This is a genomic window from Streptomyces sp. NPDC003456 (assembly GCF_042878735.1).
Classification (GTDB): Bacteria; Actinomycetota; Actinomycetes; order Streptomycetales; family Streptomycetaceae; genus Streptomyces.
In genome coordinates, this window is record NZ_JBIAOK010000001.1 from 747,786 (window position 1) to 769,953 (window position 22,168).

Annotated in this window: 19 protein-coding genes; 8 read left to right on the forward strand and 11 right to left on the reverse strand. The window is 72.7% G+C overall.

All coding sequences use genetic code 11. The features are described from left to right. Nucleotides 1-42 precede the first annotated feature (42 nt). Both ACFYWG_RS02895 and ACFYWG_RS02900 read right to left on the reverse strand, forming a co-directional pair. On the reverse strand, nt 43-1,248 hold the full coding sequence (locus tag ACFYWG_RS02895) for a glycoside hydrolase family 64 protein (RefSeq protein WP_383506915.1): 1,206 nt from the start codon (nt 1,246-1,248) through the stop codon (nt 43-45). 210 nt (nt 1,249-1,458) lie between these two features. Further along, nucleotides 1,459-2,094 carry a DUF998 domain-containing protein gene (locus ACFYWG_RS02900; protein WP_383506917.1) on the reverse strand — a complete coding sequence of 212 codons (636 nt, stop codon included), beginning with the start codon at nt 2,092-2,094 and terminating at the stop codon, nt 1,459-1,461. Nucleotides 2,095-2,319: 225 nt separating this feature from the next. Here ACFYWG_RS02900 and ACFYWG_RS02905 point away from each other — a divergent pair, with 225 nt between their 5' ends. From ACFYWG_RS02905 to ACFYWG_RS02925, 5 genes are all read left to right on the forward strand, one after another. Beyond that, on the forward strand, nt 2,320-3,318 hold the full coding sequence (locus ACFYWG_RS02905) for an anion permease (RefSeq protein ID WP_385413999.1): 999 nt from the start codon (nt 2,320-2,322) through the stop codon (nt 3,316-3,318). 47 nt (nt 3,319-3,365) lie between these two features. Beyond that, nucleotides 3,366-4,178 carry a DUF817 domain-containing protein gene (locus ACFYWG_RS02910; protein ID WP_389198875.1) on the forward strand — a complete coding sequence of 271 codons (813 nt, stop codon included), beginning with the start codon at nt 3,366-3,368 and terminating at the stop codon, nt 4,176-4,178. Nucleotides 4,179-4,302: 124 nt separating this feature from the next. Then, nucleotides 4,303-5,133: a PP2C family protein-serine/threonine phosphatase gene (locus ACFYWG_RS02915; RefSeq protein WP_383506925.1), complete on the forward strand. Its 831-nt coding sequence runs from the start codon at nt 4,303-4,305 to the stop codon at nt 5,131-5,133. A 51-nt stretch (nt 5,134-5,184) separates the two neighbouring features. Then, the gene (locus ACFYWG_RS02920) at nt 5,185-6,198 is read left to right on the forward strand and encodes an MASE1 domain-containing protein (RefSeq protein WP_383506928.1); all 1,014 of its coding nucleotides are present in this window, start codon (nt 5,185-5,187) and stop codon (nt 6,196-6,198) included. A 105-nt stretch (nt 6,199-6,303) separates the two neighbouring features. Further along, the gene (locus tag ACFYWG_RS02925) at nt 6,304-6,801 is read left to right on the forward strand and encodes a molybdenum cofactor biosysynthesis protein (RefSeq protein ID WP_383506932.1); all 498 of its coding nucleotides are present in this window, start codon (nt 6,304-6,306) and stop codon (nt 6,799-6,801) included. Between the two features lie 45 nt (nt 6,802-6,846). Here the strand turns inward: ACFYWG_RS02925 and ACFYWG_RS02930 are convergent, their stop codons facing one another. The 3 genes from ACFYWG_RS02930 to ACFYWG_RS02940 all read right to left on the reverse strand — a co-directional run bounded on the left by ACFYWG_RS02930 (nt 6,847) and on the right by ACFYWG_RS02940 (nt 10,075). Then, a complete protein-coding gene (locus tag ACFYWG_RS02930) occupies nt 6,847-7,497 on the reverse strand; it encodes a YceI family protein (protein WP_389198879.1) in 651 nt (216 codons plus the stop codon). A 176-nt stretch (nt 7,498-7,673) separates the two neighbouring features. Next, a complete protein-coding gene (locus tag ACFYWG_RS02935) occupies nt 7,674-8,618 on the reverse strand; it encodes a transferase (protein WP_389198881.1) in 945 nt (314 codons plus the stop codon). A 191-nt stretch (nt 8,619-8,809) separates the two neighbouring features. Further along, nucleotides 8,810-10,075, reverse strand: a complete 1,266-nt coding sequence (locus ACFYWG_RS02940; RefSeq protein WP_389198883.1) for a glycosyltransferase family 4 protein — start codon at nt 10,073-10,075, stop codon at nt 8,810-8,812. Between the two features lie 219 nt (nt 10,076-10,294). On the opposite strand from ACFYWG_RS02940, the gene ACFYWG_RS02945 reads away from it, so the two are divergent. Then, complete coding sequence (locus ACFYWG_RS02945) at nt 10,295-11,995, forward strand: VanW family protein (RefSeq protein ID WP_389198885.1); 1,701 nt, start codon at nt 10,295-10,297, stop codon at nt 11,993-11,995. Nucleotides 11,996-12,101: 106 nt separating this feature from the next. Continuing rightward, the gene (locus ACFYWG_RS02950; protein WP_389198887.1) at nt 12,102-13,493 is read left to right on the forward strand and encodes a Tat pathway signal sequence domain protein; all 1,392 of its coding nucleotides are present in this window, start codon (nt 12,102-12,104) and stop codon (nt 13,491-13,493) included. A 107-nt stretch (nt 13,494-13,600) separates the two neighbouring features. Here the strand turns inward: ACFYWG_RS02950 and ACFYWG_RS02955 are convergent, their stop codons facing one another. The 4 genes from ACFYWG_RS02955 to ACFYWG_RS02970 all read right to left on the reverse strand — a co-directional run bounded on the left by ACFYWG_RS02955 (nt 13,601) and on the right by ACFYWG_RS02970 (nt 18,314). Further along, nucleotides 13,601-14,341 (reverse strand): carbonic anhydrase, encoded by a 741-nt coding sequence (locus tag ACFYWG_RS02955; RefSeq protein ID WP_389198889.1) that lies wholly within the window; start codon nt 14,339-14,341, stop codon nt 13,601-13,603. A gap of 170 nt (nt 14,342-14,511) precedes the next feature. Next, entirely contained in the window at nt 14,512-16,737 is a 2,226-nt protein-coding gene (katG, locus tag ACFYWG_RS02960; RefSeq protein ID WP_389198891.1) for a catalase/peroxidase HPI, read from the reverse strand. Nucleotides 16,738-16,804: 67 nt separating this feature from the next. After that, nucleotides 16,805-17,242 (reverse strand): Fur family transcriptional regulator, encoded by a 438-nt coding sequence (locus tag ACFYWG_RS02965; RefSeq protein WP_376331127.1) that lies wholly within the window; start codon nt 17,240-17,242, stop codon nt 16,805-16,807. Between the two features lie 181 nt (nt 17,243-17,423). Then, nucleotides 17,424-18,314, reverse strand: a complete 891-nt coding sequence (locus ACFYWG_RS02970; RefSeq protein ID WP_389198894.1) for a hypothetical protein — start codon at nt 18,312-18,314, stop codon at nt 17,424-17,426. Between the two features lie 167 nt (nt 18,315-18,481). Here ACFYWG_RS02970 and ACFYWG_RS02975 point away from each other — a divergent pair, with 167 nt between their 5' ends. Further along, entirely contained in the window at nt 18,482-19,927 is a 1,446-nt protein-coding gene (locus tag ACFYWG_RS02975; protein ID WP_383511738.1) for a glyceraldehyde-3-phosphate dehydrogenase, read from the forward strand. Between the two features lie 124 nt (nt 19,928-20,051). Here ACFYWG_RS02975 and ACFYWG_RS02980 read toward each other — a convergent pair whose 3' ends face one another. Together ACFYWG_RS02980 and ACFYWG_RS02985 are read right to left on the reverse strand one after the other, a co-directional pair. Continuing rightward, nucleotides 20,052-20,225, reverse strand: a complete 174-nt coding sequence (locus tag ACFYWG_RS02980; RefSeq protein WP_376331133.1) for a CsbD family protein — start codon at nt 20,223-20,225, stop codon at nt 20,052-20,054. 106 nt (nt 20,226-20,331) lie between these two features. Further along, nucleotides 20,332-22,005, reverse strand: coding sequence for a hypothetical protein (locus tag ACFYWG_RS02985; protein WP_389198896.1), 1,674 nt, complete (start codon nt 22,003-22,005; stop codon nt 20,332-20,334). Between the last annotated feature and the right edge of the window lie 163 nt (nt 22,006-22,168).

Sequence of the window (22,168 nt, forward strand, 5' to 3'; positions counted from 1 at the left end):
TCCCGGGCGCGGCGGGAGTGGGGCGCACGCCGGGCGGGCGGGTCAGCTGAACGGGTCGAGGGTGAGGTAGGCCTGGCGCGGACTGCCGTCGTGCACGAGGGACTCGTGGTGGCCCACGTCGTCGAAGGCGAACGCGTACGCCTTGCCGTCGGCCATCTGGGCGTGGATCTTGCGGGCGTAGTGGTTGGTGACGTTGTCCTGGTAGAAGCTCCCGGCGCCGGTGTCGGGCTGGTTGGGGTTGACCAGCAGGGTGGAGCGGTTGAAGCCGGCGCACAGGGTGCGGGAGATGGGGCCGCGCACCTGGTCGTTGGGGGCGTCGAGCCGCCGGTGGCAGCCGAAGACCGAGGAGGCGTCGGGCTTCTGGAAGCTGGTGACCACCGCGCCGGCGCTGTTGGTGAAGTTCATGACGCCGCCGGAGACCCGGCCGTAGTACTTGGTGCCCGGCTGGTCGGCGAACGGGGTGACCGTGAGCGTGGAGGTGGAGTACTTCTGCCAGACGCGGTTGATGTAGTCGTCCATGACGGAGGCGGGCAGTGCCCCGGTCTCCAGGCCGTACAGCGGGGAGAGGGCGCGCAGCACGGTGCCGTCGGAGCGGGTCTGGATCAGGTTGGCCCAGCCGCCGGGCTGTCCGCGCAGGGCGTTGAAGAACCCGGTGTAGCCGCCGGGCTTGAGCCGGCCCGTGGTGGCGGTGCTGCCGTCGGCCCGCTGCACACCCACCGCGTACGGTGCCGAGAACATGTCGACCTGCGTGCTGTTGATCCACAGGCCCGCGTCGTTGAGCGTGTACTCCGACCAGTTGAACAGGATGGTGCGGTTGGGGTCGGCCGGATTCTGGACGGCGGGCTGGACGAGACCGCCGGTGGTGAGCTTGAAGACGAGTTTCTGGCCGTAGGAGAAGTAGACGCGGCCGGAGAACTTCGGCATGCGGATCGTTGTCGACTGGCCTGCCGCGGGGCCGGGGATCGAGGCGTCGGGTGCGGGCGTGGGCGGGTTGCCGCCCGCGGGCCAGGGGTGGAAGGTGCCGTTCGCGTCGGCCCAGCCCTGCCGGCCGGTCGAGAGTTCGGTGCCGAGGTTGTAGACGTACACCTGCTCGCCGCGGGACGAGTTGTTGGTGATCTTGAGTGGGATCGTGGCCGGGACGGCCGCGTGCGCGGGGGTGCCGGCACCGGGCGCGAGCACCGAGCCGGCGAACACCGTGCCGACTGTCAGCGCGATGGCGGCGGCGCGGCGTCCTAGGGTGCGCAACATGCTCTGCCTCCGTTCGACGGATGGCTGATCCGGAAGGGGTCTGAGAGCGCTCTCAGACCTGAGAGTCGCGCGTTGGTACGTACCTGTCAATCACTTGGACGCGGTGATTCCGTCGGCGGTCCGCTGCAGGGGCACGCGGCGGCACCCCGCGATCGCCGCCCCGGCGGCGCGGCGGCCGGTCCCGGCGAGCGGCTGGGCGCGACGAGGCGGTCAGCGGGTGTCGAGGCGCCGGTCCGCGGCGCCGTCGGCCCGGCGGTTCCGGGGCCGGACCGACGGGCGCAGGCAGGACAGCACGACCACGAAGGGCCAGACCGACTGGAGGGTGGTGACGGCTCGCTCGGCCACCCCCATCGCGCCCTGCTGGTGGATCTCCAGCAGGAACCAGCCCGCACCCAGCGCCATCACCGCCGTCGCCCCGAGCGACGGGACGGGCCGCAGGGCCCACGGGGCGCCCCGGCCGGACCGGGCGGCCAGGACGGGCCAAACCGCCAGGAGGACGAAACCGACCGCGGCCACCGAACCGTGCCGCAGGGAGCCGCCGCTGCTCGGCGTCGGGAACAGGGCCACCGCCAGGGCCGCTACACCGCCGCCCGCGAGGGCGATCCTCCCGGCCGCGGCGGCGGGACGCAGCCCCCAGGCGGTCAGCAGGTGGCAGACGCCCAGGACCACGAACGCGGCCGTCATGATCCAGGACCCCGATGTGCCCGGTGCCGCCAGGACGCTGATGGTCTGGGCGATCGGGTCGTAGGCGGAGCCCTGCAACGACGCCGCCACCAGCCAGCCCAGGATCAGGGCGACGGGCGCGCACCCCGAGGAGAGCAGGGCCCACAGAGGAACAGATCGCACCAGGACACCGTAGATCGGATGATCCACGACTCCGGGTTCCCGGCCCACCGGCCTCCCCGGGTGGCCTAGGGCCTGTCGTTCGGATCTTGCCGCAGGGCGTCGGCAGCACCTGTGAACGCCGCGTCTGCGTCATGATCCTCACGACAGGCCCTGGTGGCGCGGCCCGCTCCCCGGCGGGGGCGCACGATGGAGGGGTGCGGCCTCCTGGCGGAAGGTGACCGGCGCATGGAGCTCACTCTGGTCGTGCTGATCATCGTCGTGGGGCTCACGTTCGACTTCACCAACGGCTTCCACGACGCCGCGAACGCGATCGCCACCTCCATCTCCACCAGGGCGCTCAGCCCGCGCGTGGCGCTGGCCATGGCCGCGGTGATGAACTTCTGCGGCGCCTTCCTGGGCACCGAGGTGGCCCAGACCGTGGGGAGCGGCATCATCGGCGCCCCCGAGGGGACCTCGGGACTGCTGCTGGTGCTGTGCGCGCTCCTGGGGGCCATCGCCTGGAACGTCTTCACCTGGTGGCGGGGGCTGCCGACCTCCTCCTCGCACGCGCTCATCGGCGGTCTGGTCGGAGCCGCGCTCGCCGCGTCCGCCACGGTGCACTGGTCCGGCATCGTGGACAAGGTCGTCCTGCCGATGCTGCTGTCGCCGCTGGTCGGGGTCGCGCTGGGGTACGGGCTGCACGCGGCGATCCTGTGGGTGTTCCGCCGCGCCGACCCGCGGCGCACGACACGGCGCTTCCGTGCCGCGCAGACCGTCTCCGCCGCGGCGATGGGCCTGGGGCACGGGCTGCAGGACGCGCAGAAGACCATGGGGGTCATCGTGCTGGCCCTCGTGACGGCCGGCTGGCAGGACGGCTTCTCGGTGCCGGTGTGGGTGATCGCGGCCGTGGCGGCCGCGATGGCCGCCGGGACGTACAGCGGCGGGCGGCGCATCATCACCACCCTGGGGCGGCGCATCGTGCACCTCGACCCGCCGCGCGGCTTCGCGGCCGAGACCGCCGCCGCGTCCGTGCTCTACGTCACCGCCTTCGTGGTGAAGGCCCCCATCTCGACGACGCAGACCATCACGGCGGCGATCCTGGGCGCCGGGGCCACCCGGCGCGCCTCGGCCGTGCGGTGGCAGGTCGCCCGCTCCATCGGCACCGCCTGGCTCCTCACCTTCCCCGGTGCGGGCATCCCGGCCGCACTGCTCTACCTGCTCCTGCACGCTCTCACCGGCCTGTGAGAGGCCCTGCAACCGGCAGGCGGGACGGAACCGTCCTACCGGGCACCATGATCCCTGCACCCCGCACCGGCCTGCCGGCCGCACCGGTCCGCCAGTTGCTCGACTTCGCCTGGACGCAGACGCGCGCCTGCGCCTTCGCCATCGCGCTGCTGTCGGGCGTGGCGGTGTCCACGCTGCTGCCCGACCTGCCCGTGGCGCGCTACGACCTGCTCGTGGTGTACGGGGTGCTGCTCACGCTGGTGTTCTGGGCGCGCGGGTGGGAGACCGGCCGGGACATCGCCGTGATCGCGGCCTGCCATGTCATCGGGCTGGCCTTCGAACTGGTGAAGGTGTCCCTCGGGTCGTGGAGCTATCCGGAGCCGGCGGTGCTGAAGTTCGCCGGGGTGCCGCTGTACGGCGGGTTCCTGTACGCGGCCGTCGGCAGTTACCTGTGCCGGGCGTGGCACCTGTTCGACCTGGAGCTCGTGCGCTACCGCCCGCGGGCGACGGCCGTCGTGGCGCTGGGCATCTACGTCAACTTCTTCAGCCACCACTGGCTGCCGGACGTGCGCTGGGCCCTGGCCGGGCTGCTGCTGGCCGTCACCCTGGGCACGTCGGTGCGGTTCACGGTCCGGGGTGTGCGCTGGCGGATGCCGCTCGCGCTGTCGTTCGTGCTGATCGGCTTCTTCCTGTGGGTGGCGGAGAACCTGGCCACCCTGGCCGGGGCGTGGCGCTACCCGTACCAGCAGCACGGCTGGGAGCCGGTCGGGGTGGAGAAGTTCGGTGCCTGGGCGCTGCTGATCAGCGTGACGTTCGTGCTGGCGGCGACCGGGCGGCGTGCCGGACGGGACGCGGGCCGGACGTCCGGCGGGGAGCGCTGAGTCGTCGGGTCGTCCCGCAGTGAGTAGCATCTTGGGGACGCTCGTAGACCCTTATGGACGCATCTGCGGTGTTGTGGCCCGTGCGGGCCGTCACTCACCGTGGCCATCCTCGCCGGAGTGATCCATGTTCCGCACCGGCACGACCGACGACGGCGACGAGCTGCTGGCCCGGCTCGGTGCCCTGACGGCCCAGGCGCGCGCCCAGGCCGAGGTGCAGCGGTCGCAGGTGGAACTGGCGATCGCGTTGCAGCGCGGCATGCTCCCCCGGGACCTGCCGACGGTCCGGCGGCTGCACCTGGCGGTGCGCTACACCCCCGCCTGCCACGGGCTGAACGTCGGCGGCGACTGGTACGACGCCTTCACCCTGGCCGACGGCCGGATCGGCCTGTCCATCGGCGACGTACAGGGCCACAACATCGAGGCGGCCGCGTTCATGGGGCAGGTGCGGGCGGGGCTGCGGGCCCTGGCCTCCGTCACCGGCGAGCCGGGGGAACTGCTCGCCCGGACCAACGACCTGCTGCTGTCGCTGGGCACCGACCTGTTCGCGACGTGCACGTTCATGCGCCTGGACCCGTGCGCCGGTGTGGTGGAGAGCGCGCGGGCGGGACACCTGCCGTGCGTCTGGGCCGGATCCGACGGCGCGTGCGGCGTCGCCGAGGACGCGGGCGGGCCTCCCCTCGGGGTGCAGGCGGGCGTGCCCTATCCGGTGACGCGCTACGAGGTGGCGGCGGGCGGTGTGTTCGTGCTGCTGACGGACGGGGTGGTGGAGGGTCCCTCGATGCCCCTGGACGAGGGCCTCGACCGGGTGACCCGGCTCGCCGGCGAAGCGGCCGCGGCGGGCACGGGCGTGGACGCGCTCGCCGCGGCGGTGATCGAGGGGGCCGAGCGCGTGGGACACGACGACGACGCCGCGGTCCTCGTGGTGGGCCTCGACGGGCCGGACGCTCAGCCATAGGGCCGCAGGGCGTCCGCCCCCGTCTCGCCGAGGCGGCGGTCCCGGTGTCTCATGGCTGCTGTGGTGGGTAGCCAGGATCTGCGCCGGCCGGCCGTCGTCGTTCTGCGGACGCTGGCCGTCGCCGCCTGCTACTACGCCTCGGCCCGGCTGGGCCTGCTGCGGGAACTGGTCGTCGAGGGCGCGGTCGTCAGCCCGATCTGGCCGCCCACGGGTGTGGCGGTCGCCTGTCTGCTGCTGCTCGGGCTGCGCTGCTGGCCGGGGATCACCCTGGGCGCCCTCTTCGTCGTGCTGTCCCTCACCTCCCTGAGCCCGTCGGTGCTGGCCATCCTGGCGGGCAACACGGGCGCACCCGTCGTCGGGTACCTCCTGCTGCGCCGGGCCGGTTTCCGCACCGATCTCGCGCGGCTGCGGGACGGGCTCGCCCTGGTGTTCCTGGGCGCGTTCACCGCCATGCTGATCAGTGCGACCACCGGCGCGGCCACCCTGGTCGCCACCGGTCGGCTCGCGTGGGAGGGCTTCTGGCCGGTGTGGCTGGCCTGGTGGGTGGGGGACGCGATGGGTGTCCTGCTCGTCACGCCGGTCCTGCTCCTGCTGGCCCGCGTACGGCGCCCGCTGCCGCTGCGGCGCTGGAAGGAGGCCCTGGGGCTGACGGTCGTCGCCTGCTGCCTGCTCCCGGTGGCCGCGCGCAGCTCGGTCAGCGTGCTGTACCTCGTCTACCCGCTGCTGATCTGGACGGCGCTGCGGTTCCAGCTGGCGGGCAGCATGCTGTGCGCGCTGTTCGCCTCGGTCCTGGCGACCGTGGCGGCGACCGACCACATCGGGCCGTTCGAGCGGCTGAACCGCGTGGAGGTGATGCTCAAGCTGCAGACGTTCAACGGGGCGATGGCGCTGACCGCGCTCCTCCTGTCCGCGGTGATCTCCGAGCAGATCCAGACCCGCCGGTCGGTCGAGCGCGCCTGCCAGGAGCTGGTCGAAGTCCTGGGCCATCTCACCGCGGGCGACCCGGCGGACGGCCGTACCCGGGCGGAGCCGGGAGGTACGGCGGTGCGCCGGCAGGACGAGTGACGGGCCGGCCGCCCCCGCCCGCACGGTTCCGGGCCCGCGTCGCCCCGGGGCATCCGCCCGTCGGGCCCCCGACAGGGGTCGGTCACGGGGACGTACGCTGGCGCCATGAGCGAGGTGGAGGTCGTGCAGCTGCTGGTGTCGCCCGCGCACCGGCTGGCCGGGCGGCCGTCGGACGGCCCCTCGCCCGGACCCGGCGACGAACGCGTCACCGGCGTCGAGGTGCGGAGCGGGCTCGGGCTGGTCGGCGACCGCTACTACGCCCGGCCCGCACACCGGAACGCGGCGGTGACCCTCATGGCCGCCGAGCACCTCCCGGAGGGCGCCGACCTGCGGCACACCCGGCGCAACGTCCTGCTGAGGGGCGTGGACATCGACGCCTTCGTGGGCTCGACGATCTCCCTCGACTGCGGCACAGGGCCGGTGCTGTTCGCGGTGAAGCGGCCGGCCCGGCCCTGCGCGTGGATGGACGTGACCGTCGGGCCCGGCGCGCAGCGGGCCCTGCGCGGCCGGGGCGGTGTGCGCTGCACCCCGCTCAGCGACGGGGTCCTCACGGTCGGCCCGGCCACGTTCCACGTGGTGACCGGGGACGACGGACCGCGCTGACGTCCTGCGCGGCCGCCGGACCCGGATCCGTCCTCGGCCGACGTCTCAGCCTGCGGTCGGGCCCGTGCGGATGGCGGCGATGTCGAACTGCAGCCGCACCTTCTCGCTCACCATCGCGCCCCCCTCGGCGAGCCTGCTGTTGTACGTCAGGCCCCAGTCCGAGCGGTTGATGGTCGTGGTCCCGTCGAAACCGGCCCGGTCGTAGCCGAACGGGTCGGTGACCTTCCCGATGTAGGTCATGTCCAGCACGACCGGCCGGGAAATACCCCGGATGGTCAGTTCTCCGGCCATGTGAAAGAGATCGGCACCGGCCTGTTCCACCGACGTGCTGGTGAAACGCATCCGGGGATACGTCGCGGCGTCGAGGAAATCCCGGCCCACCAGGTGGGCGTCGCGCTGCTCCACCCCCGTGTCCACACTGGACGTGAACAGGGTGACGTCGGCCCGGGATCGGGTGGGGTCCTCCGCGTCGAAGTAGAGCCGGCTCTCGTACTCCAGGAAACAGCCGCGCACGGTCGTCACCATGGCGTGCCGTACCGAGAAGCCGATCCTGCTGTGGGCGGGGTCGACGACCCATTCACCGGTGAGATCCGCCAGGTGGGGGGCCGGATGCACGGCTGCCGTGCCGCCGGGGCGATGTGAGGGGACGGCCGGTGCCTGACGGCGGGCCGGCGCGACGCGGTTGAACAGGTTCATGATTCATCTAGGTACGTGAGATCGGTTATGACCGCAAGTCCCCTTCCCCGTCACGGGTGTTGAAAACGGGCCCGTACCTGCAATTCCGCGCCGCTTTTGCACAGAACCCACACATCGTTTCCGCCGCACGGGAGCGAAATGACCATGCGAAATGCCTCGTCTTGATTTCCGGCATTTCACGATTCCCGGGACACCGAGATCGAGAAGTCGTTGTCGACCGTGTAGTAGGGACGCAGGAGGAGACCCTCGGTGGGGAGCGCCGGGTAGACGTGCACGTGCTTGCGGTCGGCGACATCGTCGAGCAGCCGGGCGACCCGGACCGGAGCGGCGTCGGCCGTGGGCCGCACGAAGGCGTCCCAGACCCGGTCCGCTCCCCCGCCGGCGTCGGCCGCCCCGCCGATGGCGGTGCCGGTGCTGAAGGAGAAGTTCCTGCCGTCGTCGTCGATCCGCGGGCGGAGCGTGCGCACCGTGCCGGTACCGCGCAGGCGCAGCTGCACGACGGCGTCCGCGGCGAGTTCCGCGCCGTGCAGCCGGGCCGCGACCGTGATCGCCCCGTCGGTGACGTCCACCGCGCCGGCTTCCGCGTGGGCGGTGCGCAGCCACGTCCTGAGGGCCAGGAAGCCGTCCTTCGTCGCGTAGGGGATCCGGACGGCGACCGGCGAGGTGCGGTCGTGGAGGTGGCCGTCCACCAGGGCGCGCAGGTCCCGCAGGCCGGGGCGGAGCCGCTGCGGTCCGGCGTCCGGCGCGGGCACCAGGTACGCGTCCCAGCGCCCCTCGGCGAGGAACGGCCGGGTCTCCAGCCGGGCGCTCAGGTGGTGGCCGGGCCCGTCGGGCTCCAGGTCGAGGAGGCGGCTGTCCGTCTCCGGCCGCCCTTTCCGGGGGCGCAGCCGGAGCAGCAGCCGGGGGCGGGTGGCCGGGGTGGGCGGGAGACGGAAGGTGATCCGGCCGTCCGCGTCGACCGTGCAGTCGGCTCGCGCTCCGGAGTCCCGCGAACCGCCGCCCACCGCACTCGCCGTGCCCGCTCCGCCCGCCGTACCTGCCGTGCCGGCCATGTCCGTGTGCGCCTCACCCGCCGTCCCTGCCGTGTCGGTCGTGCCCGCTCCGCCCGCCGTGCCGGTCATTCCTGCTCCGCCCTCTGCTCCTGCCGTTCCGGCCGTTGCGGCCCTGGCCACCGCGCCTGCCGCGTCCTTCGCCCCTGCCGCGACCGATCCGGCGGTCCCGCCCGATGTGTCCGTCGTAGTTGCCGTACGTGCCCCGCGTGCCGACGCGTTCATCGGCGGTCCCTCGAAGCCCGCCCCACCCGCGACCTCGCTCATCGGCTCGCCTTCCGGACCGCGCGCAGGACGCCCGACGCGGCGGCGCGGGCCGCGTCCCGGGCCGCGTGCGCACGGCCGGTCAGGGCGCTGCCCGCCGGGCGGCGCGGCGGTGCGGGCCGCCCGGCCGCCTTTCTCGCCGCCGCGGCGTTCTCCAGGAGGCGCTCGGCCTGGGCGACGACGGGACCCGGGGCGAAGCGGCGGGAGTTCTCCAGCGCGGTGCGGCTCATACGGCGGCGCAGTTCGTCGTCGCCGACCAGTTCCAGCAGGGCCGCGGCCAGCGCGTCACGGTCGCCGACCGGGACCAGGCGGCCGTCGGCGCCGTCCGCGATGATCTCGCCGGGCCCGTAGGGGCAGTCGGTGCTGACCACGGGGAGCCCGCAGCGCATCGCCTCGACGATGGTCATGCCGAACGGCTCGAAGTTCGAGGCGGCCGCCCCGATGGACGCCTTGGCCCACTCGGCCTCCATGGGCGTGGCGGCGCCCATCAGGAACACGTTGTTCCACACACCGAGCCGCTCGATGAGCTCGCGCAGCCGGGGCTGCTCCTCGCCCTTGCCGTAGATGCGCAGCTGCCAGTCGGGATGCACGGCGGCTACCTGCGCGAAGGCCTCGATGAGCAGGTCGTAGCGCTTCACCGGGACGAGCCGCCCCGCCGCGGCGACGATGCGGGCGGTGCCGTCGGCCGGTGGCAGCACGGGGTCCGGGACGCTGTTGGGCAGTGCCTCCACATGGACGCCGGGCAGCCACATCGTGCGCCGGTACGCCTCGGCGTCCGCTTCGGTGACGGTGGTGATCACGTCGAGCCGGCGGTAGGCGCGCCGCAGGGCGGTGCGCAGGCGCGGCGAGTGGTTGTCGAGAGTGAGGTGCTCCTGGCCGACGCGCAGCACGTGCCGCGGCGCCTGGCGGGCGATGTGCACGTTGAGCCCCGGGCGGGTGCCGATGACGACGTCGGCGTCGAGCGCGGCGAGGTGCTCGCCGATGCGCTGGTCGGTGAGCTCGCTGTACTGGCGGTGGCGGTACTCGGCGGCCGGGTACACCCGTGCGGGCTTGCGGTGCAGCGGATGGTCCGCCTCCGTGCGCAGGTCGACCAGCGCCCGCAGCCGGACGGCCGGGTGCGGGGTCAGATGGGGGCGGTCCCGGTGGCGTAACACGGAGACCACCTCCACGTCGTGCCGCTCGGTCAGCGCGGCCGCCAGGTTGAACGTGGTGGTGATCGTCCCTCCGATCCCATAGGCGTTGTGGATCAGAAATGAGATCTTCATGCCGGTCTAGACGGCACCGAGTACCGGACAGTTGTTCGCCGTTACCAGTCTGTGGCCGGGCCGCCCGAGCCGGAGGACCGGGACCTTCTCGGAATGATCTCGGACATAAGTGGTCTACGCCATACCGTTCCACCGCTGGTGTGTGGGTACGTTTGAGTCGTTTGCCCGCAGCAGCGTCGCGTCACCGGGTGCGCCTTCCTACCGATCGTCTGGAGAACCATGCGCCCTCGAATAGCCTCCGCCCCGTCCCTCGCCCTGGCCGGTGGCACGCTGGCCCTGGGCGTCGGCGGCCTCTACCTGACCGGGCTGGTGGTCACGGGCGGGGAGATCGACTCGGGCACGACCGTGCGCGGCGTGGACATCGGAGGGCTCAGCCGTGCGGAGGCGGTGCGCACCCTGGAACGGCACCTCGGCGCCGCCGGGACCCGGGACCTGCCCGTGAAGGTCGGCGACCGCACGGGGACGGTCGATCCGGAGCGCGCCGGACTCTCCTGGGACATCGAGGAGACCGTCGACCGGGCCTCCCGCAGCGGCACCGACCCGGTCAGCGTGTTCCGGGGACTCTTCCGCTCGGGCGGCGACATCGAACCGGCCGTGCGCGTCGACGAGAGCCGGACCCGGGCCGCCCTCGGACAGCTGGCCGAGGGGCTCGACCAGAAGGTCCGTGAGGGTGCCGTCGGCTTCGACGGCGGCCGGGTCGCGCAGGTCGCACCGCGCACCGGGTACGCCCTCGACGTGGACGCCGCGGTCGGCGCCCTGCGCGCCTCCTTCCTGCGGGGCGACACCCGTACGCCCACCGCCCTGCCCGCCCGGGAGACCCGGCCCGAGGTCGGGGCGGACGAGGTACGCCGTGCGGTGCGCGCCTTCGCTGAGCCCGCCATGTCGGCGCCCGTCACACTCACCGCGGCCGGCGAGCGGTTCACGGTCCCCCAGAAGGTCCTGGGCGAGCACCTGGCCATGCGGCCGGACGACAGCGGCCGGCTCCAGCCCCGGCTCGACACGAAGGGCCTGCGCGAGGACCCCTCGGTGGCGCGCCCGCTGGACCGGATCACCACGACCGCCGCCGATGCCGAACTGCGCCCCGACGGCGACAAGGCGGTGATCGCCAAGGACGCCACGCTCGGTCGTGAGGTCACGGACAAGGCACTGGGCAAGGCGGTGCTGCCGCTGCTCACCGCGTCGGGCGAGGGCCGCGCGGGCACGGTGGAGGTCCGCACCTCCCGGCCCGAGCTGACCCGGGAGAACGCCGCGGAGCTGGGACTGACGCAGACGATGTCCTCCTTCACCGTCCACTTCGAGCCGGCCGAGTACCGCACGAAGAACATCGGCCGGGCCGTGGAACTGATCAACGGCTCGCTCGTCCGGCCCGGCGAGACCTGGAGCTTCAACCGGACGGTGGGGGAACGCACCGAGGCCAACGGTTTCGTCGACGGGGTCATCATCCTGAACGACAAGTACACCAAGGCGGCCGGCGGCGGTGTCTCGTCCGTGGCGACCACGGTCTACAACGCGCTGTTCTTCGCCGGCGTGAAGCCGGTGGAGCACGGCGCGCACTCGTTCTACATCGAGCGCTACCCGGAGGGCCGCGAGGCGACGGTGGCCTGGGGCAGCCTGGACCTGCGGTTCACCAACGACTCGGGCAAGGCCCTCTACATCCGGGCCGAGTCGACGGACACGTCCGTGACCGTCAGCTTCCTCGGCACCCGCAAGTACGACGAGGTCACCTCCGTCACGGGTCCGCGCACGGCGGTGAAGAAGCCGGGCAGGCACGTGAGCCACGACAAGGAGTGCGTGCCGCAGACCCCGCTGGAAGGGTTCGACGTCACGGTGGAGCGCGTCTTCCGCGACGACGGCCGGGAAGTGGGCCGCGAGCCGTACCGCACCCACTACGCACCGCGCGACGAGATCGTCTGCGAGTGACCCCCGCCTCCTGCTGAATTTTCCGTCCGGCACAGGGCGTTGACCCGTCTCCCCGCCGCCAGCACAATGGCGGCGACATTTTGAGAGCGCTCTCAAGGGGAGTTCCATGACTGGCAGACAAGGCCCGGCCCTCGGTCGGCGTTCGCTCATCGGCGCCGGACTCGGCCTCGGCGCCGCGGCCCTGACCGCCGCCGGCCAGGGGCAGGCCCTGGCGGCCGGTCCCCCCGGAACACGCAACGCGCCGGCCCCGGTCCGGGGACACGCCTTCCTCGCCGCCGCAATGGACGCCTACCCCGACCACGGCGCCGTGCGCCTCACCCAGAGCTACACCGACCAGGCCGGGCTGTTCAGCACGGCCTTCACCTACGACAACGCCCTGGCGGTCCTGGCCCACCTGGCCACCCGGACCCGGGACGGACTGACCCGCGCCCGGATCCTGGGCGACGCCCTGCTGTACGCCCAGCTGCACGACCCGGGGTACGACGACGGCAGGCTGCGGCAGGCGTACAACACCGGCCCGTACACCTTCTACGACGGCACGCCGCAGCCCGACGGGTTCGTCCGGGCCGACGGCACGGCCAACGTCGGCACCCAGTTCGGCTTCACGGGCACCGCCGTGGGCGACATGGCCTGGGCCGGCATCGCGCTCAGCGCCCTCGCCCGGCGCACCGGGGGCCGCCGCTACCTCACGGCGGCCGTGCGCATCGGCGAGTGGATCGAGCGGACCGGCCGCACCGACGAACCGCTGGGCGGCTACAAGTTCGGGGTGGACGGGGCGAACCAGAAGCTGCCCTTCACCTCCACCGAGCACAACACCGACCTGGTCTGCCTGTTCGGCCGGCTGGCCCGGCTCACCGGCGACCGGGTGTGGCGGGAGCGGCGGGGCCGGGCCGAGGCGTTCGTCCGGCGGATGTGGGAGCCGTCCGGGGGCTTCTTCTACACGGGCACCAACGACGGGGAGACGGTCAACAGGTCCCCGGTCCCGGAGGACACCCAGACCTGGACCCACCTGGCGCTCGGCTCCGGGCGCCACTCGCGCTCCCTGGACTGGGCGGGGGCGGAGCTGGCCGTCCTGGACCACTCCGGACGCACCAACAGCACGGTGCCCGCGGGGCAGTCGTACGAGGGCGTGACCTTCAGTTCGGCGAGCCTGCTGGCGAACGAGGACGCGCCCATCGCGTCCGGGCAGCCCCGGCCCGACCGCAACGGCGTGTGGTTCGAGGGGACCGCCCACCTGGCCCTGGCCCTGCGGGACCGCGGGGCACGCGGTGACGAGACGCGCGCCCGGCGGCTGATCACCTCGACCGAGAAGGCCCAGGACCTGCTGGGCGGGGGCCAGACGGTCGGCGGCAGGGCGCTGCCCGAGCGGTGCGGGGTGGTGTCGGCGAGCAGTCCGCTCGACACCGGATTCGGCTTCGGCTACTACCCGTACCGGCACACGGGCGCGACCGCCTGGTACCTGATGGCGTCGACGCGGTACAACCCGCTCCAGGTGTGACGGAAGCGGCCCGGTCCGCGCCCGGGCAGGGCCGGCCCGGTCCGTCGGCCCGTGGATCGAAGAGGCCCGGGCCGGTCGGGCGAGACCGGTGCGACGGGGGTGCCAGGTCAGGTCGGGTCAGGTCGGGTCAGGCGGTGGACGGCCTGGCTGCTCAGCTCGTAGCGGGCGCCGACGATCGCGAGACGTCCGGCGGCGGCCTCGGCGGCCAGTTCGGGCTCCGCGGCGAGCTGGGAGCGGACCAGCCGGACGTTGGCGTCCACGGTGGCGTCGATCCGCGCGTCCCCCTCCTCGCCGTGGTCGATGGCCGGGCTGATCCGGTCGACCAGGTACTGCATGTGGGCCGGCAGCCGGGTCCCGGACGCGTCGGCCTCGACGGCGGCGCGGACCGCGCCGCACGACTGGTGCCCGAGGACGACGACCAGGGGTATGCCGAGCTCCAGCACGCCGTAGGCGACGCTGCCGAGGACCGCCTCGTCCAGGACCTCGCCGGCGGTGCGCACGGTCATGAGGTCGCCGAGGCCCTGGTCGAAGACCAGCTCCGGGGGGACGCGGGAGTCGATGCAGCCGAGGACGACGGCGAAGGGGTGCTGGCCGGCGGTGAGGGTCCGGCGGGTCGCGGGGTCCTCGTGCGGGTGGCGCTCGCGGTAGGCGCGCCAGCGGCGGTTGCCCGCGGCCAGTTCCCGCCAGGCTTCGGCGGGGGTGGCGGGCCGCGGGCGTGCGCCCCGGCCGGGGGCGGCGACGGCCGGACCGGCGGCGAGGCCGGTGCCGAGGACGGCCGCGCCGGTGAGCGCGGTGCGCAGCAGGGTGCGGCGGCCGGTGCCTTCAGGGGAAGAGGAATGCGTGTTCACATCCCGAACGTATGCCCGGTACCGAACCGGGCTGCGTTCCTTGCCGTTTCATGGTCGGAGCCGGGTGATTTCCTTACCTGGCACGGCAGTTGACGGACACTCAGCCGCAGTTGCCGGACGGCGGAACGCCCCGGGCGACGAGCCCGGGGCGTTCCGTCGGACGGGTGGGATCAGACCAGGTCGAACCGGTCCAGGTTCATGACCTTGACCCAGGCGGCGACGAAGTCCTTGACGAACTTCTCCTTGGCGTCGTCGCTCGCGTAGACCTCGGCGAGCGCGCGCAGCTCGGAGTTGGAGCCGAAGACCAGGTCGGCGCGGGAGCCGGCCCACTTGACCTCGCCGGTGGCGGCGTCGCGCCCCTCGAACGTGGTCTGGTCCTCGGTCGTGGCCTTCCAGGTGATGCCCAGGTCCAGCAGGTTGACGAAGAAGTCGTTCGTCAGCGAACCGGGCGTCCTCGTGAGGGCGCCGAGCTGGGACTGCTGGTAGTTGGCGCCCAGCACGCGCAGGCCGCCGACCAGCACGGTCATCTCGGGGGCGCTCAGCGTGAGCAGGTTGGCGCGGTCCAGCAGCAGGTACTCGGCCGGCAGGCGGTTGCCCTTGCCGAGGTAGTTGCGGAACCCGTCGGCGGTCGGCTCCAGCGCCTGGAACGACTCGGCGTCGGTGTGCTCCTCGGTCGCGTCCACGCGGCCCGCGGCGAAGGGCACCTCCACCTGGAAGCCGGCTTCCTTGGCGGCCTTCTCTACGGCGGCGGAGCCACCGAGGACGATCAGGTCGGCCAGGGAGACCTTCTTCGCGCCGGCGCCGGAGTTGAACTCCTGCTGGATGCCCTCCAGGACGCGCAGGACCTGGGCCAGCTCGTCGGGCTCGTTGACCTCCCAGCCGCGCTGCGGCTCCAGGCGGATCCGGGCGCCGTTGGCACCGCCGCGCTTGTCGCTGCCGCGGAAGGTCGACGCCGACGCCCACGCCGTGGACACCAGCTGGGCGACGGACAGACCCGACTCCAGCAGCTTGGTCTTGAGGACGGCGATGTCATCGGCGTCGATGGTCTCGCCCTCGGCCTCGGGCAGCGGGTCCTGCCACAGCAGGGTCTCCTGCGGCACCTCCGGGCCGAGGTAGAGGGACTTGGGGCCCATGTCGCGGTGGGTCAGCTTGAACCAGGCGCGGGCGAAGGCGTCCGCGAACTCGGCCGGGTTCTCGTGGAACCGGCGGGAGATGGGCTCGTAGATCGGGTCGAAGCGCAGCGCGAGGTCGGTGGTGAGCATCTTCGGGCGGTGCTTCTTCGCGGGGTCGTGCGCGTCGGGCACCGTCTCCGGGGCGTCCTTGGCGACCCACTGGTGGGCGCCGGCCGGGCTCTGCTCCAGCTCGTACTCGAACTCGAAGAGGTTCTTGAAGAACCCGTTGCTCCACTGGGTGGGCGTGCTGGTCCAGGTGACCTCGAGGCCGGAGGTGATGGCGTCGCCGCCCTTGCCCGTGCCGTAGGTGCTGCGCCAGCCCAGGCCCTGCTCCTCCAGGGAGGCGGCCTCGGGGTCGGCGCCGACGTGGTCGGCGGGGCCTGCGCCGTGGGTCTTGCCGAAGGTGTGGCCGCCGGCGATCAGGGCGACGGTCTCCTCGTCGTTCATCGCCATGCGGCGGAACGTCTCACGGATGTCGCGGGCCGCGGCGAGCGGGTCCGGGTTGCCGTTCGGGCCCTCGGGGTTGACGTAGATGAGGCCCATCTGGACCGCGCCGAGCGGGTTCTCCAGGTCGCGTTCGCCCGAGTAGCGCTTGTCGTCGAGCCAGGTGGTCTCGGGGCCCCAGTAGACGTCCTCCTCCGGCTCCCAGACGTCCTCGCGGCCACCGGCGAAGCCGAAGGTCTCGAAGCCCATCTGCTCCAGGGCGACGTTGCCGGTGAGGATCATGAGGTCGGCCCAGGAGATGCTCTGGCCGTACTTCTTCTTCACGGGCCACAGCAGCCGGCGGGCCTTGTCCAGGTTGCCGTTGTCCGGCCAGCTGTTCAGCGGGGCGAAGCGCTGCTGTCCGGCGCCGGCGCCACCGCGGCCGTCGCTGATCCGGTAGGTGCCGGCGCTGTGCCAGGCCATGCGGATCATCAGCGGGCCGTAGTTGCCGAAGTCGGCCGGCCACCAGTCCTGCGAGGTCGTGAGCACCTCGGCGATGTCGCGCTTGACGGCGGCGAGGTCGAGCGCCTGGAAGGCCTGCGCGTAGTCGAAGTCCTCCCCGAGCGGGTTGGCCACCTCGGGGTTCTTGGCGAGGATCTTCAGGTTGAGCCGCTCGGGCCACCACTGGCGGTTGCCGCCGCCCTGCGTCGGGTGCGGGGCGCGGTCGTGCGCCACGGGGCAACCGCCTCCCCCCTCCGCCGACTTCGGGTCGGTGACGATCGCGTCGTGGTTCTCAGTCATGGAAATCCTTCCGGACGGGGTGGATCGCGGTGCTCGGGTGGATCACGGTGTTCGGTGGATCACGTGCTCAGGAACTGCGGGCGGTGGAGCAGGCGGGGCACAGGCCCCAGTAGATGACCTCGGCCTCGTCGACCGCGAAGCCCCGGTCGTCGGAGGCGGTCAGGCAGGGGGCGTGGCCGACCGCGCAGTCGACGTCGGCCACGGTCGCGCACGACCGGCACACCAGGTGGTGGTGGTTGTCGCCGACCCGCCCCTCGTAGAGGGCCGGGCTGTTGGGCGGGTCCAGGCGGCGCACGAGTCCGGCCGCGGTGAGGGCGTGGAGCCCCTCGTAGACGGCTTGGACCGAGATGTGGCCGACGCGGCCGCGCACCTCGGTGGCGATGGCTTCGGCGCCGAGGTGGTCGCCCTCCCGCACGGCCTCGAGCAGCGCGACACGGGCGGCCGTCACCCGCAGGCCGGCGCCACGCAGCTCCTCGGCGGTGGTCGGGGTCCCGGATGCGGTCATGTGCCACAACCTAGCCGCACAAACACGAACGGTTCAAGAAAACGAACGGTTCAATTCTGGTGTCGGGCGGGTGAGGCGGTGGGGGGACTGGGTCGTCGCGGGATGTGAGCCGGGTCACCTGCGCATGATCGCGGCGAGAGGCCCGCGGCACGCCGCGCAGCGCCGCGGACGCCCGCGTGGTTCACGCGTCCGGCGAGGTCAGGCGGGCGAGCCGGGCGGCCGCCGTCGCGGCCGTGCGGTCGGCTTCGCGGAGCCGGCGACCGGCCGTGCGGGCCTCCTCGCGGGCCGTCCGCTCGGCGAAGCGCGCCTGCTGGTGCTCGCTCCTCGCGCGCTCCAGTTCCCCGGTGAGCTCGTCGACGCGCCGCTGGAGCCGGTCGAGGCGCTCCTCGGCCTCCCGCGCGGCCCGGTCGGCGGCCTCCGCCTCCTCGCGCCGGGTCCGCAGCTCCCGCTCGGCGGCCTCGGCCGCCTCACGGGCCTCGGCGCGCTGCTGCCGCCGCCGCTGCTCGGCCTTCGGGTCCCGGCGGGCCGGCGCGGGCGCGGAGGCGGTTCGGGACGGGGGCGGGGCCGCCGGGCGCCGCGGAACGGCTCCCTCGGCGGCCGCGGGAAAGCCCACGGCGGCCGTCAGCGGCTTGTCCAGCAGGCCGGAGGCCCACTTCTCGGCGGCCTCCGGGTCGGCCAGGACGGCGTGCAGGGTGTTCTCGACCTCGCGCAGCACACCCTCGCCGACGGGATGGCCGGCCTCCTTGGCGAGCTGCCTGGCCTGGAGGGTCAGGGCGCGCACGAGGGCGTGCTGCCGGCGGCTCAGTTCGCGCAGCTGCTCCCCGTCGAGGTCCTGGTGGGCCCGGCGCAGCCCCTCGCCCAGCCTCAGCAGGGGCTCGACCTCGCCGGGGCTGCTGCGGACCAGGAGGTTGCTGACCCAGGCGGCGAGGCTGGGCTTGCGCAGGGCGCCGATCCGCCGCGCGAGGTCGCGGTCGCCGGCGGTGCGTGCGGAGGCCACGGCGGAGGCGCGGGCGGCGACGAAGTCCTCCGGCCGCCGGGCGTACAGCTCCTCGGCCACGGTGTCGAAGTCCATGCGCGTCTCCTTCGCGGGGAGGCCCGGTCCGATGGTCTCAGGACGGGTCGCCGAAGGCTCGTGGACATCTGCGAACGGGGGCCCGACGGGCTCCCGGGGCACCCCCTTCATGATCGGGAAATCGACGGTTTAACATATGAGCGCCGCCTAGCTCGAAAGATGGACTCGTGACTGTCAACGACGACTCGTTCACCAACTGGAAGATCCGCGAGGAGATCGCGGAGTCGATGATCCCGATCATCGGGAAGCTGCACCGGGAGCGGGACGTGACGGTCCTGCTGCACAGCCGCTCCCTGGTGAACAAGTCGGTGGTCAGCATCCTCAAGACCCACCGGTTCGCCCGGCAGATCGCGGGTGCGGAGCTCTCGGTCACCGAGACGCTGCCCTTCCTGAAGGCCCTCGCCGAGCTGGACCTCGGGCCCTCCCAGATCGACATCGGCATGCTCGCCGCGACCTACCGCGAGGACGACCGCGGACTGTCGGTCGCCGAGTTCACCGCCGAGGCCGTGGCCGGGGCCACCGGCGACAACAAGATCGAGCGCCGCGAGGGACGCGACGTCGTCCTCTACGGCTTCGGCCGCATCGGCCGGCTCGTGGCCCGGCTGCTGATCGAGAAGGCCGGCTCGGGCAACGGCCTGCGCCTGCGCGCCATCGTGGTGCGCGGCGGCGGGGAGCAGGACATCGTCAAGCGCGCCTCGCTGCTGCGCCGGGACTCGATCCACGGCCAGTTCCAGGGCACGATCACCGTCGACGAGGCGACCAGCACCATCGTCGCCAACGGCAACGCGATCAAGGTGATCTACGCCAACGACCCGTCCGAGGTCGACTACACGGCGTACGGCATCAAGAACGCCATTCTGATCGACAACACCGGCAAGTGGCGCGACCGCGCGGGCCTGTCGCAGCACCTGCGCCCGGGCATCGACAAGGTCGTCCTGACCGCGCCCGGCAAGGGCGACGTGCCGAACATCGTCCACGGCGTCAACCACGACACCATCAAGCCGGACGAGCAGATCCTGTCCTGCGCGTCCTGCACCACGAACGCGATCGTGCCGCCGCTGAAGGCGATGGACGACGAGTTCGGCGTCACGCGCGGCCACGTGGAGACCGTCCACTCGTTCACCAACGACCAGAACCTGCTGGACAATTACCACAAGGCCGACCGCCGCGGCCGGTCCGCGCCGCTCAACATGGTCATCACCGAGACCGGTGCCGCCTCCGCCGTCGCCAAGGCCCTGCCGGACCTCAAGGCGCCGATCACCGGCAGCTCGATCCGGGTGCCGGTCCCGGACGTCTCGATCGCGATCCTCAGCCTGCGGCTCGGCCGGGAGACCACCCGCGAGGAGGTCCTCGACCACCTCCGCGACGTCTCCCTGACCTCGCCGCTCAAGCGCCAGATCGACTTCACCACGGCCCCCGACGCGGTCTCCAGCGACTTCATCGGCTCGCGCCACGCCTCGATCGTCGACGCCGGCGCCACCAAGGTCGACGGGGACAACGCGATCCTCTACCTCTGGTACGATAACGAGTTCGGCTACTCGTGCCAGGTCATCCGCGTCGTGCAGCACGTCTCCGGCGTGGAGTACCCGACCTACCCGGCTCCGGCGGCCTGACCGCTCGTCCCGTCCGGATCCGGACCGCACACGACCGGGTGCCGTGCCCCTCGCGAGGGGCACGGCACCCGGTCGTACTGTCTGGGATCTCGGTGGTGCTCGGCGCTGTGCTGCTCGGTGCAGCTCAGTGCTTGAAGACGTCCTTCGTCTTCTCCTTGGCCTGCCGCGCGTCGCCCTTGGACTGCTCGGCACGCCCCTCGGCCGTCAGCCGCTCGTTGCCCACCGCGCGGCCGATCGTCTCCTTGGCCTTGCCCTTGGCCTGCTCGGCCTTCGCCTTGGCCTTCTGCTCTTCAGCCACGGTTCGTTCACTCCAAGTCGTGTCCGACTGCGGGGTCGCTAGTACGGGTGACCGGGAACGGGCAGCTCAAACGTCCCGCCCTGACCGGACCGCCGGACCGCGGAGGTCAGTGGCAGCATCCCTCGGCGGGTTCCGCGGGCTCCAGGCGGCAGAAGCAGGACGCCCGGACCGGCACGTCGGCCAGTGCCGTCGCCATCCTGAGCTGAGGGGCGACCAGGGCCGCCTCACCGGTCTTCCCGGTGCGCAGCAGGCACTCGTGGAACCCGTGCAACGCCCACACGTTGCCGGGATGTTGCAGGGGCCGGGGCAGGGTGTCGTCCAGGCCGAGATCGGCGCGGTAGACGGCCTCGGCCTCCTCCACGCGCCCCTGCTCCAGCAGCAGTGCCCCGTAGGCGTGGCGCGTGGGCTGCATCCAGCCCCACGGCTCGTCGTAGGGGAGGCTGTCGTCCAGTTCGACGGCGCGCTCCAGGGCGGCGAAGGCGAGGTCGTGGTCGCCCTTGCGGTACTCCAGTTCGCCGTCCAGCATCGCGGAGGCGATGGCGAGGATGTCGTGGCAAGTGTTGTTGAAGAGCATGCGCGTCTCGGGCACCCGGCCCACCGCCGCCCGGAACAGTTCCCGTTCCGCCTCGGCACCGTCCACCTCCCCGGTGGCGGACAGGGCGACGCCGCGCGCGTAGTGGCGCATCGCGGTGGTCACCGCGTAGAGCTCCGGATCGGTGGGGGCCGGCAGGTCGAGGACGTCCTTCCAGCGGCCGAAGCGGATCAGCACGTGGACGCGCATGGCCAGGAAGCCCTCCAGCCAGTCGGCCATGGGCGGACTCTGCACGCGGAGGAGCTCCTCGGGTACGGCGGCCTCCAGCTCGGCGGCCGAGTCCAGGGCGACGCGGGCCTGGCCGAGGAACATGGCACCGTAGATACGGAAGTGGTGGTTGTGCACCCGGTAGAGGGTGTAGAAGTTCATCGCCCCGGCGCGCCGGCGGTACTTCTCGTCGGCGGCGATCGCGTCGCTGTTCGCGGCGACGACCCGGCGGTAGTCGCCGCACAGGACGTCCAGGTGCGAGGGCATGTGCCGCAGGTGCCCCGCGTCGGGCACGAGGTCGCGCAGCCGGTCGGCGACGGTGAGGGCATGCTCCGGCGTCGGGGACATCTCCATCAGGTGGATGTACAGGTGCAGGATCCCGGGGTGGACGGCACCGGCGTCCGTGGCGAGGGCGGCGTCCAGCACCGCCTTGGCCTCCGTGGTCCGCGCTCCCTCGGCCGGCCGGCCGGTCCTGATGTCCCACAGCTGCCAGGGCGTGAGGTTCATCAGCGCGTCGGCGTGGAGGGTGGCGATGTCGAGGTCGCCGGGCGCCCGTTCGTACACCTCGCGCATCGCGTTCGCGTACGGCTCGTTCCACACCGAGCAGTCCTCGGCGGCCTGCGCCTGCGGATAGCGGGCCCGCAGCGCGCCGATCAGGGCCTGTTCGACGGGGGTGGCGCGGGCGGCCTTCGCGTGGGCCCGTTCCACCGCGGCGTGCGTGCGGTCCACGGTGCGCACGAGTTCGTCGTCGTCGAAGGCCTCCCAGGGCTTGTTGTAGTTGGGGCCGAGCGCGTAGGCGATCCCCCAGTACGCCATCGCGCAGTCCGGGTCGGCCTCGGCCGCCTTCTCGAAGCAGGCGACGGCCTCCTCGTGGTGGAAGCCGTACGTCCAGATCAGGCCGCGGTCGAACCAGAGTTGCGCCTCGGGGGACGTGGTGGTGACGGGACGGCTGTGGGTTCCGAGGTCGTAGTAGTCACCCATGGTCATCTCCTGGGCCGGCGGCCGGTCAGGGGGAACGGCGGGGCACGCACACCGGCGGTTCCCGGTCGGTTCCTCGCTCCTCCAGGTTAGCGGCCCGGCTGCCGGCGGGCCGTGGAACCGAGCCGGACCCGCTTCCGCCCGGTGGGTCACCGGGCGGTGGAGC